We start from the raw sequence: 14,279 nt of genomic DNA, 5'->3' as shown, positions 1-14,279 counted from the left end.
GCCGGTATGGCAGGTCAGCGGGCCTTTTGATACAGCATGATGGCGGTGGCAAGGTCCTCTATGGCCGTGCCGGCGGACTTGAAGAGCGTGATTTCCTCGTCCGAGGCCCGGCCCTGAACCTTGCCCCGGCACAGGTCGAAGAGGTCGCCCTTCACATGGGCGAAGTCGAACTTGCCCTCGTCGCGCGCCTGCAGGAGATCGCCCGCCTCGGCCAGCGCCCCCTCGCGCGTGTCGACATAGACGGAGGAGCGCGCCACCACGTCGCCGTCGGTCTCGCGCATCGTCGGCTTGAAGGCCCCGGCGAGGTCGACATGGGCACCCGGCTTCAGCCATGCGCCCTTGACGATGGGGGCCGTCGACGTCGTGACGCAGGTGACGATGTCCGACTGGCGCACCGCGTGTTCGAGGTCGGTCACCGCATGCGCTTCGAGCCCACGCTGCGCCAGTTCGGCGGCCAGCGCCTCGCCCTTGGGGAGCGAGCGGGTGTAGATGAAGACCCGCTTCACCGGCCTGACCGCAGCATGGGCCAGCGCGAAATGGGAGCTGAGCGCACCTGCACCCACCAGCGTCATGGTCTCCGCATCCTTGCGCGCGAGGTAGTCAGCGGCCAGTGCCGAGGCCGCGGCGGTGCGGCGGCGGGTGATCTCGCCGCCATCCATCATGGCGACCGTCTCGCCGGTCTTCTGCTCGATGAGGAGGTAGCTTGCCTGGATCGTCGGCAGGCCTTGCGCCGCATTGTCGGACTTGAAGACAACGGTCTTGAGCCCGGCCCAGTCCTTCGACCAGGCCGGCATGAGGAGCAGCGTCGCGACATCGGTGATGTCATGATGGTGGCGCACCGGGGTTTCGATCTCGGCGCGGAAGCCTTCGCGCAGGGCCTCCACAATGTCCCGGTAGGCGCCGAGCCGCGCCACGTCGGCCTGGGTCAGGATCTTCACGAGACGTGTTCCGGGCGGATGGCAGGAAGCTGCTGCTGCAGCTCGCGCTTCTCGCGCTCATGGTGCTGCTGGGCGCGGATCAGCTCGATCTTCGCATCCCGCGCGCTGCGGCGGTGCTTTCCCGCACCGCGCCAGGCCACGAACCAGCCCACGAAGATACCGACGAAGATGCCCGCGAAGAACAGCACCCACAGCGGCATGGCGATGGTGGCGAAGGGCTGAAGCCGGTTGATGGGATCGAAGGAGACGGTGACCCACTCGCGGTTGGCCACCGCGAAGCCCACGCCGATGACGGCGATGGGCAGGCCCACGACCCAGCTGATGATGCGCTTGAACGTCATGGCCCTGTTCTACGCCCTGAGGCCCCGGCGCACAATCACGCCTTGGGCAGGTTCAGCCGCTCGCGCAGTTCCTTGCCGGTCTTGAAGAAGGGCACGCGCTTGGCTACCACCTCGACCGATTCACCGGTGCGCGGGTTGCGGCCCATGCGGGCGTTGCGGGCCTTGGCGGAGAAGGCGCCGAAGCCGCGCAGCTCCACCCGGTCGCCTTCCTTCAGGGCATTGATGATCTCGTCGAGCACCGTGTTGACGATGCGCTCGATGTCGCGGTGATAGAGGTGCGGGTTCTTTTCCGCGATCTTCTGGACGAGCTCGGACTTGATCATGGCGCTTCCCTTGTTACTGGGCAGGGTGCCAAAGCACGAGCAGCCCGTCAAGCTGTGCCCTTTGGGCCGCTTCCTGGAAGCCCTTGAGGCCCAAGGACTTGAGGACCAGGTCAGCCGCCGAGAAGCCGAGCCCGAAGCCCTCCCCTTCCCGTTCGGGCTCCCAGTCGCGGATGGGGAGCCGGGCGGCAACACCCTTGTCCTTTTCCATCCAGGCGATGGCTGTTCCCTCGTCACCCAGCTCGTCGATGAGCCTGTTGGCCACCGCCTGGCGCCCGGTATAGACGCGGCCGTCCGACAGCACGTCCACGGTGGGCATGGGCAGGTTCCGGCGCTCCGCCACCAGGCCCTTGAACCAGGCGAAGCCGTCCATGACGAGTTCCATGGAGGCGGCGCGGGCCTTCTCCGTCATCGGCTTGTAGGGCGAGGGCTCGGCCTTCAGGTCGCCCGATTTCAATTCCTCCATCTGCACGCCGACGGTCGCCAGCAGCTTGGAGAATTCCGGCATGGAGAAGATCACGCCGATCGAGCCGGTGATGGTGTTGCCGCGCGCCACGATGCGGTCGGCGGCGAGTGCGGTGATGTAGCCACCCGAGGCCGCCACCGTGTCCATGACGGCGACGACGGGCTTCTTCTCGGAAATCTTGCGCACGGCGTCATAAACCGCCTCGGAGCCGGCGGTGGTCCCGCCCGGACTGTCGATCCTGAGGATCACCGCCTTGACACGGTCCTCGCGCTCGACGCGCTTCAAGAGGTCCATGGTCTTCTGGTCGCCGGTGATGAGGCCGTCGATCCGCACCCGGGCGATCTGGTCGCCCCCCGTCCAGCCCTGGCTCCACAGCAGGGCCGCCACGGTCGCGATGCCCAGCACGACAGCCAGGATGCGCCAGAAGGTGACGCGGCGCTTCAGCTTGCGGCGGTCGACGATGAGTTCGGCTTCGGAGATCATGCGGGGCTCCCGTGGTGGTGTGGGGCTTATATAGGGTGTTGCGGGCGGATGGAAACGCTCCATCCATCCAACTCATCGCCCCCGCTGCACGTCGCTCATCATGCCCGGGCTCGTCCCGGGCATCCTTTCCACGGCCGCCAAAGAGGATCGCCGGGACAAGCCCGGCGATGATGACTTCTGTCAAAGTCACAAAAGCAAAACGGCCGGGTTTCCCCGGCCGTCCTGTTCGATTCTTGTCGTCTCGCTTACTCGTCGGTCTTCTGCTTCTTGAGCGCAGCGCCGAGGATGTCGCCAAGCGAGGCGCCCGAGTCGGAGGAACCGTACTGAGCCACGGCTTCCTTCTCTTCGGCGATCTCGAGGGCCTTGATCGAGACGTTCATCTTGCGGGCCTTCTGGTCGAAGATGGTGACCTTGGCGTCGAACTTCTCCCCCACGGCGAAACGCTCGGGGCGCTGTTCGGCGCGGTCACGGGCCAGGTCGGCGCGCTTGACGTAGGCCGTCATGTCGGTGCCGGCGACCTTCACCTCGAGGCCGTTCTCTTCGACCTTGAGGACTTCGCAGGTGACCGTGTCGCCCTTCTTGATGCCGGCGGCCGAGGCCAGCGGATCGGAGCCCAGCTGCTTGATGCCGAGCGAGATGCGCTCCTTCTCACGGTCCACATCGAGGACGCGCGCCTTGACGCGGTCGCCCTTCTTGAAGTCCTTGATGGCTTCTTCGCCCGAGCGCTTCCAGTCGATGTCGGAGAGGTGGACCATGCCGTCCACATCGCCGTCGAGACCGATGAACAGGCCGAATTCGGTGATGTTCTTGATCTCGCCCTCGACGTCGGTGCCGGTCGGATACTTGTCCGCGAAGGCTTCCCACGGGTTCTTCTGGGTCTGCTTGAGGCCCAGCGAGATGCGGCGCTTGGCCGAGTCGATGTCGAGCACCTGCACCTCGACCGCTTCCGAGGTCGAGAGGATCTTGCCGGGGTGCACGTTCTTCTTGGTCCAGCTCATTTCGGACACGTGGATCAGGCCTTCGATGCCGTCTTCCAGTTCCACGAAGGCGCCGTAGTCGGTGATGTTGGTGACCTTGCCCTTCACCTTGGCGCCGATCGGATAGCGCTCGGTGACGACTTCCCACGGATCCTTGTCCAGCTGCTTCATGCCGAGCGAGATGCGCTGCGTCTCGGGGTTGATGCGGATGATCTGGACCTTCACCGTCTGGCCGACATGGAGCACGTCGGAGGGATGGTTGACGCGCTTCCACGCGATGTCGGTGACGTGCAGCAGGCCGTCGATGCCGCCGAGGTCAACGAACGCACCGTAATCGGTGATGTTCTTGACCACGCCCTCGACCACCTGGCCTTCGGCGAGGTTCTGGACGAGTTCGGAGCGCTGCTCGGCGCGGGTCTCTTCCATGATGGCGCGGCGCGACACGACGATGTTGCCGCGGCGGCGATCCATCTTGAGGATCTGGAAGGGCTGCGGAACGTTCATCAGCGGGCCCACGTCGCGGATCGGGCGGACGTCGACCTGCGAACCGGGAAGGAACGCCACGGCGCCGCCGAGGTCGACGGTGAAGCCGCCCTTGACGCGGCCAAAGATCACGCCTTCGACGCGCTCGTTGGCATTCGACATCTGCTCGAGGCGGGTCCAGGCCTCCTCGCGGCGGGCCTTGTCACGCGAGAGCACAGCCTCGCCCATCGCATTCTCGATGCGCTCGAGATAGACTTCGACGGTGTCGCCGACCTTGAGTTCCGAGGCCTTGCCCGGCTGGGCGAATTCCTTGACGGCGATCTTGCCCTCGGTCTTCAGACCGACGTCGATGATCGCAAAGTCGTTTTCGATGTTGACGACGCGGCCCTTGACCACGCTGCCTTCGGAGGCCGGATTGTCGGAATAGCTCTCGGCGAGGAGAGATTCGAAGTCTTCACGGGTGGGGGTGAGCGAGACGGCGGATTTCGCCATGTGTGTTACGTGTCCTGTTCAAATCGAGGCTGGCCCGGCGGAAAAAACCGCTAGGACGTCCCCACAGGCTCCCTGGGTTGAAATGGGCGCCGGAGGGGCAAACTCGACCCTGCGTTCCAAGCCAGAAAACCCTGTCCAGGCAGACAGTTAGCGGTCTTCGAAGCGGTGAAACAATATGGGGTGCGGTGAGGCACCCCGGTTCATGTCCGCCACGGCCCCGAGGCCGGACGTCCTGCAACGGGGCCGCATATAGGTGAAATTTGGGGGTGGGGCAAGGGAAAGGGACCTATCGGGCCAACGGGTCAGGAATCGGGTGGCGGAGCAGGCTGCGGGATTGCCAGATGGCGGCATGACAGGAGACGCCCATGGCCTTTCGCATCACCGGATTGTCACCAGAGCCCTTCCGCCACCTTTTCGGCCTCGCCGACGATGACCTGCAGAGGTTCGGCGTGAAGCGCTACGTCGTCGACATGTCTCCGGGCTATCCGGACCGGATCGAGATGCGGGATGCGGAGCCGGGCGAGACCGTGCTGCTGCTCAACCACGTGAGTCAGCCCGCGGACACGCCCTACCGTGCCTCGCATGCCATTTTCGTGCGCGAGGGCGCCACGCAGGCCTATGATGCGGTGGACGAGGTGCCGCCGGTGATGCGGCGGCGGCTTCTGTCGCTGCGGGCCTTCGACGCGGGCGGCATGATGCGCGATGCCGATGTGGTGGAGGGCACCGCCATCGAACCGGTCATCGCACGCTTCTTCGCCGATCCGGCCGTCAGCTACATCCACGTCCACAATGCGAGGCAGGGCTGCTATTCCGGTCGGATCGACCGCGCGCCCTAGGGCCTGCGCCGCGCCTCGACGGCATCAATCGCCGCCGCCACCGCCGCCGTGACGTCCATCTCGGAGGTATCGATCACCACCGCGTCGGCGGCGGCCACGAGAGGGGCCGTGGCGCGCTTCGAGTCGCGCTCGTCACGGGCGCGTATCTCGGCGAGCACGACCGCGTAATCCGCCGCACCCAGTTCGATCTGCCGGCGCTTGGCGCGCACCTCCGCGCTGGCGGTAATGAAGAGCTTGGCGTGGGCGTCGGGGCAGACGACGGTGCCGATGTCGCGGCCGTCGAGGACGGCACCGGGGGGCTTCTTCGCGAAGTTGCGCTGGAGGTCGAGGAGGGCTGCGCGGACCTCCGGGATCACGGCGACGATGGAGGCGGCGGCGCCGGCCTTCTCGTTGCGCAGCTCGGCGTCGGAGAAGTGCGAAGGGTCGAGGCTCTTTGCAGCCGTGATTGCGGAAACGGTGGTGATCGGCTCGCCGCCGGCGCGGATCGCGGCGAGGCCCACCATGCGGTAGAGGGCACCCGTGTCGAGGAAGTGATAGCCGTAATGCCTGGCAAGCGCGCGGGCGATGGTGCCCTTGCCGGCGGCGGCGGGGCCGTCGACGGCGATGATCATGCGGCGGGCTTCAGCCTGGCGCCCATGCCGTTCATGAGGCCGGTGAAGTCCGGGAAGCTGGTCGCGATGAAGCGGCTGTCGTCCACTTTCGTGGCTTCCGCCGAAGCGAGGCCCATGACGAGGAAGGACATGGCGATGCGATGGTCCATGTGGGTTACCACCGTGCCGCCGCCCCTGGCGCCCCCGCCATCCACCTCGAGCCAGTCATGGCCCGACCGCGTGGTGACGCCATTGGCGTGGAGGCCTGCTTCGACCGCGGCGAGGCGGTCCGATTCCTTGACGCGCAGTTCCTCGAGGCCCTCCATGCGGGTGACGCCGTTGGCGAAGGATGCGGCGACCGAGAGCACCGGATATTCATCGATCATCGACGGCGCGCGCGCGGCGGGAACCGTGATGCCCTTCAGCTGCGAATGCTTCACATGGAGGTCGCCCACCTCCTCGCCCCCCGCCAGCCTGCGGTTCTCGATCGTGATGTTGCCGCCCATCTCGACCAGCGTGTCGATGAGCCCCGTGCGGGTGGGGTTCAGCATGATGTTCTCGATCACGATGTCGGAGCCGGGCGTGATCAGCGCCGCGACCATCGGGAAAGCGGCGGACGACGGATCGCCCGGCACGTCGAGGTCCTGCGCCTTCAGCTCATGCTGGCCCTCGATGGTGATGTGGTTGCCGTCGGCCTTCTTCTCGACCGCGATCTTCGCGCCGAAACCTTTCAGCATGCGCTCGGTGTGGTCACGCGTCGGGGTGGGTTCGATCACCGTCGTCTTGCCCGGCGTGTTGAGGCCGGCCAAGAGCACGGCGGACTTCACCTGGGCGGAGGCGACGGGCAGCGTGTAGGTGACGGGCACCGGGTTCCTGGCACCTTTCAGCGTGAGCGGCAGGCGGTTGCCCTCGGCCGTCTCGAACTGGGTGCCGAACTGGCTGAGCGGAACGGTGACGCGGCCCATGGGGCGCTTGGACAGCGAGGCGTCGCCCACGCAGGTGGCGGTGAGCGGGGTCGTGGCCATCAGGCCCATGGCCAGGCGCACGCCGGTGCCGGAATTGCCGAAGTCGAGCGGCTGGGCGGGCGAGCGCAGGCCTGCGACCCCCACGCCCTGGACGCGCCAGACGCCATCGGGCCCGCGCGTGGCGTCAGCCCCCAGGGCCGTCATGGCCTTCGCCGTGTTGATCACGTCCTCGGCCTCCAGCAACCCCCGGATGGTGGTTTCCCCGATGGCAATGGCCCCGAACATCAGCGCCCGGTGGGACATGGACTTGTCGCCCGGCACGCGGATGCGTCCGTTCAGGGCGCCGGCGCGGCTGGAGGTGAGCGGAAGGGGGTCGGCGGGGGTGTGGCTGGTCATGGTCGCTCCGTCAGGCCCGCTCCGATACACGATGATCCGGCCGGCTTCCAGCCCTTGGGCATCCGGGGTTTTGACATTGCCGTCCAGAAGTGCCATGGAGCGCCCAATCAAAGCTTTTCCGTCGAAAGGATCACCCGTGGTCAAGGCTGAACTCGGAACCAAGCGGACGTGCCCGTCCTGTGCTGCCCGCTTCTACGACCTGATGAAGAACCCGATCGTCTGCCCGAAGTGCAACGCCAACTTCGTGGCGGCCTCGATCCTGCCGTCCAAGGGCGACATGCCCGCCATGGCCCCCGCGCCCAAGCCGCGCGTCGTGGAGGAGGTCGAGGATGCCGAAGTGGCGGACGTCGAGCTCATCAGCCTCGAGGATGCGGAAGCGCCCGACACCGGCGACGATGACGAGACCGCAGGCATCGAGGACGTGGATCTCGGCGAAGAGGCCGGCGACGAGGCCGAGGACGACACCTTCCTGGTCGAGGAGGAAGAGGAGGGCGACAACATGTCGGGCCTGCTCGACACCGGCGGCAAGGAAGACGAGGAAGAAGTCTGAAAATAGTTCTTGCGTGTCAGCGGCGGCGGAACTAGGTTCCGCCCCGCTTCGCCACCCCCATGTGGCGAGACCGATGGTTACAAGGGGTCATAGCTCAGTTGGGAGAGCGCTTGAATGGCATTCAAGAGGTCGGCGGTTCGATTCCGCCTGGCTCCACCATCCTCCGCCGCACCATGCGGCATCCGTCATGACTTCGTGGTTGTATCAAGCCCGCGCCACGGGTACGGGCGCATTGCGCCGCATGCAGCTTTCCCGGATTATTGGGGCTTGGCTTCGCAGATATATCATGGTTTTTTAGGCTGTTTGGAAACGTTTCCCCCTGTCAGGCGAGGTCCTTCTGACCATCATTGACCGCTATGTGCTGCGCCAGGCGCTTCTGCCGATCATGGGAACCATCCTCATCGGCCTGCTGGTGCTGTCGGCGGCGCGCTTCCTGATCGTGTTCGACCTGGTGCTGGGCAATGACCAGGGCCTCATCATCGTGGCGCGGCTGCTGGCCGCCTTCGTGCCGCATTACCTCGCCTTCATGCTGCCGCTGGCGCTGTACTGGGGCAGCTACACCACGGTGCGGCAGCTGACGGTGAGCTCGGAGGTGAACATCCTGCAGGCCACCGGGTCTTCGGTGGGCCGCACCTTCCGGGCGCTGGTGGTGCTGGGGGTGGTGTTCGCCGCCATCAACGTCGCGGTGGTGGGCTGGCTGCAGCCGATGGGGCGCTACACCTACCGCGCCCTCGCCTACAAGCTGGAGAACGCCGACTTCTACCTCAGGGTGCGCGACAGCACCTTCATGAATGTGGGCCCGCGGACCATCTTCGTGGAGAAGATCAACCCCGACCGTCACAGCTTCCAGAAGATCCTGATCTACGAGCCCCTCGACAAGGGCGGCAGCATGACCATCGCGGCGCCGCGCGGCAACATCACCAAGCTGGGCGAAAGGCTGAGCCTGAGGCTCTATGATGGGCAGCGCCTGCTGATCGAGAACGGTGCGGAGCCCGACAACGTGCAGTCGCTGAACTTCGACGTCATCGACGTGCCGGTGGGCAATGCGGTGGCGCCCTTCCGGCCGCGCGGCGAGGACGAGCAGGAGCTGCTGATGCCGGAGCTCCTCGCCCAGAACACGGCCCTCGCCGATGCCAGCGTGGCGGATATTTCCTCCAACGCCCACAAGCGGCTGGTGATCGCGCTCTCCTGCCTGTTCCTGCCGCTGATGGCGGTGGCGCTGGGCGTGCAGAGCGCCCGCAAGAAGAACATCTACCAGTCGATCATCGCCCTGCTCATCGTCATCATCTACCACCAGCTGGTGGAGTTCGCCGGCGACGTCGGCAAGGAACTGGCCATCGGGCCCGCGGCGCTGCTGTGGTTCACCTATGGCGTGTTCTTCGCCACCTCGGTCGTGCTGTTCTACAAGACGACGACGGGCATCGGCACGCTGCCGGACCGCCTGTCCGCCGCGCTCTCGCGCTGGGGGCCGGCTGGCGATCCGCTGGCGCGGCTGCGCGGCAAGCCGCAGACCCCCTGAGCGAAGCTAGAGGTTCCTTTCCAGCTCTCTCACGAAGACCACGAGGGTGGCACCCTTCTCGGTGGTCGAGAAATGCTGCGTTCCGGTCTTCAGCAGCACGAAGTCACCGGCCTTGTAGACATAGCCGTCATTGTCGGTGACCTCGCCCTCGATGACGAAGAACTGCTCATGGCAGGTGTGCTCATGCGGCTGGCTCGAGGAACCGGGTGCCATGCGGTAGAGGGTGAAGCCTGCCCCTTCCGGGAAGGTGTCATCGAACTGCACGAAGGACTGGCCCGGGATCTCGCGGCCGTCGGCATCGATGTAGGCCTTGTAGGGCGCGGTCTTGTAGTTGGCGACGATGCGCTCGGTGGCGGCGATCTGCTTCATGGTGCACGTTCTCCCTGTTGACTGGAGTGTAGGAAGAGAGCGGCTCCCCCGCAAGACGCATGCGGGGCCCCGAAGGGCCCCGCACGGTCGTCGGATTGTCGCGTGGCCGGCGTCAGCCCGGCAGCACGAAGAACCAGTTGGCCCACAGCACCACGCAGATGCCCGCCACGAGAGCGAGGTAGGGCAGCACGCCCGCCTTGCGCTCGCCCAGGCCGCCGCCGACGATGCCGAGATCATCGAGCGCTTCCTTGGGGAACTGGCCGCCATCCTGGATGTAGTGGCGGAAGATGAACACCGGGATGATCAGCGCCGCCATCACGAAGCCGACCCACAGCGCGCTCGAATAGCCCCAGACCTTGGCGCCGGCGCCGAGGAACAGCGCGTTGACGAAGGCCAGGATGGTATTGAAGCCGATGAGCCAGGTCGGCGCCTTCCAAGCGCGTTCGACGTGCCCCGAGTCCACACGGTGCATCCAGCCCGCGTTGAGGTTCAGGAAGTTGAAGATGATGTAGCCGACGTTCGAGATGGCGAGCACGTAGAAGTACCCCGCGATGTCGGAGGCCAGCGCCAGCAGGAACAGGTTGAAGGCGAAGTCCGTCCACATCGCACCCGTGGGGGCGCCATGCTTGTTGACGTGGCTCAGGTACTTCGGCAGCCAGCCGTCTTTCGAACCCTGGTAGAGGGTGCGGGACGAACCGGCCATTGCCGTCATGATGGCGAGGAAGAGCGCCAGGATCATCAGGATCACGAAGATCTGGGTGATGACCTTGCCGCCGCCCACCATGTTGCCGAGCGCTTCACCGACACCCGTGCCATCGACGATGCCGGGGGCGAGCATGCCCGCGTGGCCCAGGACACCCTGGAAGGAGAAGGGCACGAGGAAGAAGAACACGCAGCACAGGAGCCCCGAGTAGAAGATGGCCCGGAAGGTGTCGGTCTTGGGGTTCTTGAGCTCGCGGGTGTAGCACACCGCGGTCTCGAAGCCGTAGGTCGACCAGGCGGCGATGTAGAGGCCGCCGAGGAACAGCGTCCAGCCGCCGATGTTCCAGGTGCCCTCCTCCGCCGAATAGGCGGCGGCAGGCGGCACGAGGCCGGTGACGTTGGCATAGTCGATCTGGCCGGTGATGATCGGCACGATGCCGACGAGGAACAGCGGCACGAGCACGATGATGGCCAGCACCTTCTGCGCGCTCGCGGTGGAGGCGATGCCGCGATGCTGGATCGCGAACATGATCAGCATCAGGACGGCGCCGATCACGAAGGTGGTGTTGAAGTGCAGCACGCCGAGGCCGGGGATGTCGAAGCCGAAGGCCTCCCAGCTGCGGATCGCCGGGGTGAGGGCCGCGACGGCATCATTGGTGGCCACCGCCTTGATGGCATCGGCGGGTGCCGTTCCGGCATTGGCGGCGATGTAGTCGACGACCGACTGCGTGGTCTCGGTATAGTTGGCGAGGTTGGCCGCCACCCAGTCCAGCACCATCTGCGAATCCGCCGCGGGGATGGGGAACAGGGAGTTCAGGATATAGCCCGCCGCGATGGCGCAGCCGAGCGAGAGGACCGGGCTCCAGGCGAACCAGTTGCACCACACCGAAAGGGGCGCGATGAACTTCGAATAGCGCAGCCAGGCCGTTGCTCCGTACACCGAGGCGCCGCCCGACTTGTTGGCGAACATGCCGGCGATTTCGGCATAGGTGAAGGACTGCAGGAAGCCCATCACCATGGAGATCATCCACACCAGGAAGGCGAGCTTGCCCGTGGTGCCGGCGATGCCGCCGATGGAGAAGAGCACGAGCGGCGGCACGCCGGCCGCGACCCAGAAGGCGCCCTTCCAGTCCAGCGCCCGGACGAGTTCGCCCGAGTTCGATTGTTGTGACATGTAGTCTTATCCTCCGTTGGTTCCCAATTCCCATCCCCCGGAGGCGCGCCCGCCTCTTTCGGGCGGGTCGTTTGTCCAACGGGCAAGAAATGAGGCAGCGGAGCCTGCCGCCGTTCCCCCTCGATCCCTCAGGAAATAATTTTGAATGCGGTTATATCGACGGTCAAGAGAAACTCACTTATAGTTTCAAAAGACGTTCGAAACGTACCCCTAGGGAAGGGTCATTGATGCTGGATTTATTGCGACGCAACACGGCCCCGCCGGCGAGCCGCATCCTGCGGCCGGGGGTGCGGACACTGCCGGAGCGGGTGGAGCGCTATCCGGTTCCGGGTGCCGGATCGGTGGTCGTCGAGGTGAAGGCGGGTGACGCGCTGCGCCTCACCGACATCGAAGGCGGGCAGGCCTGCGAAGTGCTGTTCTGCGGGGCGGATGGCACGTTCGATGCCGCTGCACTGGGCGCCAAGGCGGATGGCGCGGGCGAAGGCCTGAAGGCCATCCTGTCGCGCAACGGCGAGGGAGCCGCCCGCACCCTTGGCGCGCTGCGCCGGCGCGGCATCGATCTCGCAAAGGCCTCTTCGATCGGACTGTTCGGCGCCGCGAGCAGCGCCGGCACCGGTGCCGAGCTGAAGGTTGCGCGGAACGGACTGCTGATTGTTGCAGCGCCCGCGGGCGACATGAGCCCGGAGGCGCAGGACACCGCCACCACCGTCGAGTTGCGAATCACCCGCGCGGCACCGAAAGGCGGCAAGGCGCTGGACATCCTGCCCGAGCCGCTGGCCGATCCCGTTCACGACATCCGCATCGGGGCCGCCACGGCGCAGGCCTATCTGGTGCGCGCCGGCGAATGGATCCAGGTGATCGACGTCTCGGGCCGGCAATGCACCGACTTCCAGGCGCTGGCCGCCCGCAAGGTGGACAAGGGCCTCGACTACGCACTGGACTCGACCGTCACCCGCACGCTCCTCGGCCGCAGCTACCCGACACCGGGCCTACCATCGAAGGCTTTCGACCGCGAGTTCGAGCCCCTCGTCGAGATCGTGCAGGACACGGTGGGCCGTCATGATGCCTTCGCCACCGCCTGCAACAGCCGCTACTACGACGACATGGGCTATCCCGGCCACGTGAACTGCACCGAGAACTTCAACCGGGCGCTGGCACCCTATGGCGTCGCCCCGCGCAAGGGCTGGGAGGCGCTCAACTACTTCTACAACACCAATATCGACCACCAGAACCAGCTCTATCTCGACGAGCCGTGGTCGCGCCCGGGTGACTATGTGCTGATGCGGGCCCTGACCGACATCGTCTGCGTCTCCTCCTCCTGCCCCGACGACATCGACGCGGCCAATGCCTGGGACCCGACCGACATCCACATCCGCACCTATGCGGCAAAAGAAACCTTCCAGAGAGCAGTGGCCTATCGCATGACACCGGACGCCGACGCGCAGCTGACCAAGCAGACCGCCTTCCACGAGCGCTTTTCCGCACTCACCCGGAACTTCACCGAGTATCGCGGCTACTGGCTGCCCACCCGCTTCAACAATGACGGGCCGATCGAGGAATACTGGGCGGCCCGCGAGAAATGCGTGGTGATGGACCTCTCTCCCTTGCGCAAGTTCGAGGTGACGGGACCCGATGCCGAGGCGCTGATGCAGTATTGCGTGACGCGCGACATCCGCAAGCTCGCCACCGGCCAGGTGGTCTATACCGCCATGTGCTACGAGAACGGCGGGATGATCGACGACGGCACGGTGTTCCGTCTCGGCCCCAACAACTTCCGCTGGATCGGCGGCGATGACTATTCCGGCATCTGGCTGCGCGAGGTGGCCGAGAAGATGGGATACAAGGTGTGGGTCAGGTCCTCCACCGACCAGCTGCACAACATCGCGGTGCAGGGCCCCAACAGCCGCGAGCTGCTGAAGGAGATCATCTGGACGCCACCCGCACAGCCATCGATGGCTGAGCTCGAGTGGTTCCGCTTCACGCCCGCCCGCATCGGCCACTTCGAGGGGGCACCCGTGGTCGTCTCGCGTACCGGCTACACGGGTGAACTGGGCTACGAGATCTTCTGCCACCCCAAGGATGCCAATGCGGTGTTCGACGCCGTCTGGGAGGCAGGCAAGAAATATGGCCTCAAGCCCATGGGCCTCGAGGCGCTCGACATGGTGCGCATCGAGGCGGGCCTGATCTTCGCGCATTACGAGTTCGATTCCGAGACCGACCCCTTCGAGGCCGGCATCGGCTTCGCCGTGCCCTTGAAGACCAAGGGCGACGACTTCATCGGCAAGGAGGCGCTCATCAAGCGCAAGGAGCACCCGCGCAGGAAGCTCGTCGGCCTCGAGATCGCATCGAACGAGGCGGTGGGCCACGGCGACTGCGTGCACATCGGCCGCGCCCAGGTGGGCGTCGTCACCTCTTCCATGCGCTCGCCCATCCTCGGCAAGAACATCGCGCTCGCGAGGGTCGACGCGCTCAACGCGGAGCTCGGCACGGAGGTCGAGATCGGCAAGCTCGACGGCCACCAGAAGCGGCTGCCCGCGAAGATCGTGAAGTTCGCGGCATATGATCCGGAGAAGACCAGGCCAAGGTCGTAGGGCTTCATCTCCTCTCCACGTTCATCATGCCCGGGCTCGCCCCGGGCATCTTCTTTGGTGGCCGCGAAAAGGATCGCCGGGTCGAGC

13 protein-coding genes and 1 tRNA gene are annotated in these 14,279 nt (G+C 65.8%); 5 read left to right on the top strand and 9 right to left on the bottom strand.

What is annotated here, in order from left to right:
- Nucleotides 1-14: 14 nt before the first annotated feature.
- From lhpI to rpsA, 5 genes are all read right to left on the bottom strand, one after another.
- The gene (lhpI, locus tag DK847_RS12350; protein WP_111198823.1) at nucleotides 15-938 is read right to left on the bottom strand and encodes a bifunctional Delta(1)-pyrroline-2-carboxylate/Delta(1)-piperideine-2-carboxylate reductase; all 924 of its coding nucleotides are present in this window, start codon (nucleotides 936-938) and stop codon (nucleotides 15-17) included.
- Nucleotides 935-1,279 carry a LapA family protein gene (locus DK847_RS12345; RefSeq protein ID WP_111198822.1) on the bottom strand — a complete coding sequence of 115 codons (345 nt, stop codon included), beginning with the start codon at nucleotides 1,277-1,279 and terminating at the stop codon, nucleotides 935-937. Before DK847_RS12345 ends, lhpI begins: the two co-directional genes overlap by 4 nt.
- 35 nt (nucleotides 1,280-1,314) lie before the next feature.
- Nucleotides 1,315-1,602 carry an integration host factor subunit beta gene (locus tag DK847_RS12340; protein ID WP_111198821.1) on the bottom strand — a complete coding sequence of 96 codons (288 nt, stop codon included), beginning with the start codon at nucleotides 1,600-1,602 and terminating at the stop codon, nucleotides 1,315-1,317.
- 13 nt (nucleotides 1,603-1,615) lie between these two features.
- Complete coding sequence (sppA, locus tag DK847_RS12335) at nucleotides 1,616-2,548, bottom strand: signal peptide peptidase SppA (protein ID WP_111198820.1); 933 nt, start codon at nucleotides 2,546-2,548, stop codon at nucleotides 1,616-1,618.
- A 245-nt stretch (nucleotides 2,549-2,793) separates the two neighbouring features.
- Nucleotides 2,794-4,500 (bottom strand): 30S ribosomal protein S1, encoded by a 1,707-nt coding sequence (rpsA, locus tag DK847_RS12330; protein ID WP_111198819.1) that lies wholly within the window; start codon nucleotides 4,498-4,500, stop codon nucleotides 2,794-2,796.
- Nucleotides 4,501-4,865: 365 nt separating this feature from the next.
- On the opposite strand from rpsA, the gene DK847_RS12325 reads away from it, so the two are divergent.
- Nucleotides 4,866-5,336 (top strand): DUF1203 domain-containing protein, encoded by a 471-nt coding sequence (locus DK847_RS12325; RefSeq protein WP_111198818.1) that lies wholly within the window; start codon nucleotides 4,866-4,868, stop codon nucleotides 5,334-5,336.
- Here the strand turns inward: DK847_RS12325 and cmk are convergent.
- Nucleotides 5,333-5,947 (bottom strand): (d)CMP kinase, encoded by a 615-nt coding sequence (gene cmk / locus DK847_RS12320; RefSeq protein ID WP_111198817.1) that lies wholly within the window; start codon nucleotides 5,945-5,947, stop codon nucleotides 5,333-5,335. The genes DK847_RS12325 and cmk overlap by 4 nt on opposite strands.
- Complete coding sequence (gene aroA, locus DK847_RS12315) at nucleotides 5,944-7,287, bottom strand: 3-phosphoshikimate 1-carboxyvinyltransferase (RefSeq protein ID WP_111198970.1); 1,344 nt, start codon at nucleotides 7,285-7,287, stop codon at nucleotides 5,944-5,946. The genes cmk and aroA overlap by 4 nt, the downstream gene beginning before the upstream one ends.
- Before the next feature lie 136 nt (nucleotides 7,288-7,423).
- On the opposite strand from aroA, the gene DK847_RS20620 reads away from it, so the two are divergent.
- From DK847_RS20620 to DK847_RS12300, 3 genes are all read left to right on the top strand, one after another.
- On the top strand, nucleotides 7,424-7,837 hold the full coding sequence (locus DK847_RS20620) for a TIGR02300 family protein (protein WP_161957251.1): 414 nt from the start codon (nucleotides 7,424-7,426) through the stop codon (nucleotides 7,835-7,837).
- Between the two features lie 83 nt (nucleotides 7,838-7,920).
- Nucleotides 7,921-7,996, top strand: a tRNA-Ala gene (locus tag DK847_RS12305).
- 199 nt (nucleotides 7,997-8,195) lie between these two features.
- The gene (locus tag DK847_RS12300; RefSeq protein WP_111198816.1) at nucleotides 8,196-9,356 is read left to right on the top strand and encodes an LptF/LptG family permease; all 1,161 of its coding nucleotides are present in this window, start codon (nucleotides 8,196-8,198) and stop codon (nucleotides 9,354-9,356) included.
- A 6-nt stretch (nucleotides 9,357-9,362) separates the two neighbouring features.
- Here DK847_RS12300 and DK847_RS12295 read toward each other — a convergent pair whose 3' ends face one another.
- Nucleotides 9,363-9,725, bottom strand: a complete 363-nt coding sequence (locus tag DK847_RS12295; protein WP_111198815.1) for a cupin domain-containing protein — start codon at nucleotides 9,723-9,725, stop codon at nucleotides 9,363-9,365.
- 112 nt (nucleotides 9,726-9,837) lie between these two features.
- The gene (locus DK847_RS12290; RefSeq protein WP_111198814.1) at nucleotides 9,838-11,601 is read right to left on the bottom strand and encodes a trimethylamine N-oxide permease; all 1,764 of its coding nucleotides are present in this window, start codon (nucleotides 11,599-11,601) and stop codon (nucleotides 9,838-9,840) included.
- A 227-nt stretch (nucleotides 11,602-11,828) separates the two neighbouring features.
- On the opposite strand from DK847_RS12290, the gene DK847_RS12285 reads away from it, so the two are divergent.
- Nucleotides 11,829-14,192, top strand: coding sequence for a trimethylamine N-oxide demethylase (locus DK847_RS12285; RefSeq protein WP_111198968.1), 2,364 nt, complete (start codon nucleotides 11,829-11,831; stop codon nucleotides 14,190-14,192).
- Nucleotides 14,193-14,279 lie beyond the last annotated feature (87 nt).

It is taken from the genome of Aestuariivirga litoralis (assembly GCF_003234965.1).
Classification (GTDB): Bacteria; Pseudomonadota; Alphaproteobacteria; order Rhizobiales; family Aestuariivirgaceae; genus Aestuariivirga; species Aestuariivirga litoralis.
Note: the sequence above shows the minus strand (reverse complement) of the source record. Positions and strands in the feature narration are given on the sequence as shown.

Coding starts and splice junctions, on each gene's coding strand:
- DK847_RS12345 (WP_111198822.1), bottom strand. CDS start 1,279: ATGACGTTCAAGCGCATCATCAGCTGGGTCGTGGGCCTGCCCATCGCC.
- DK847_RS12340 (WP_111198821.1), bottom strand. CDS start 1,602: ATGATCAAGTCCGAGCTCGTCCAGAAGATCGCGGAAAAGAACCCGCAC.
- sppA (WP_111198820.1), bottom strand. CDS start 2,548: ATGATCTCCGAAGCCGAACTCATCGTCGACCGCCGCAAGCTGAAGCGC.
- rpsA (WP_111198819.1), bottom strand. CDS start 4,500: ATGGCGAAATCCGCCGTCTCGCTCACCCCCACCCGTGAAGACTTCGAA.
- DK847_RS12325 (WP_111198818.1), top strand. CDS start 4,866: ATGGCCTTTCGCATCACCGGATTGTCACCAGAGCCCTTCCGCCACCTT.
- cmk (WP_111198817.1), bottom strand. CDS start 5,947: ATGATCATCGCCGTCGACGGCCCCGCCGCCGCCGGCAAGGGCACCATC.
- aroA (WP_111198970.1), bottom strand. CDS start 7,287: ATGACCAGCCACACCCCCGCCGACCCCCTTCCGCTCACCTCCAGCCGC.
- DK847_RS12295 (WP_111198815.1), bottom strand. CDS start 9,725: ATGAAGCAGATCGCCGCCACCGAGCGCATCGTCGCCAACTACAAGACC.
- DK847_RS12290 (WP_111198814.1), bottom strand. CDS start 11,601: ATGTCACAACAATCGAACTCGGGCGAACTCGTCCGGGCGCTGGACTGG.
- DK847_RS12285 (WP_111198968.1), top strand. CDS start 11,829: ATGCTGGATTTATTGCGACGCAACACGGCCCCGCCGGCGAGCCGCATC.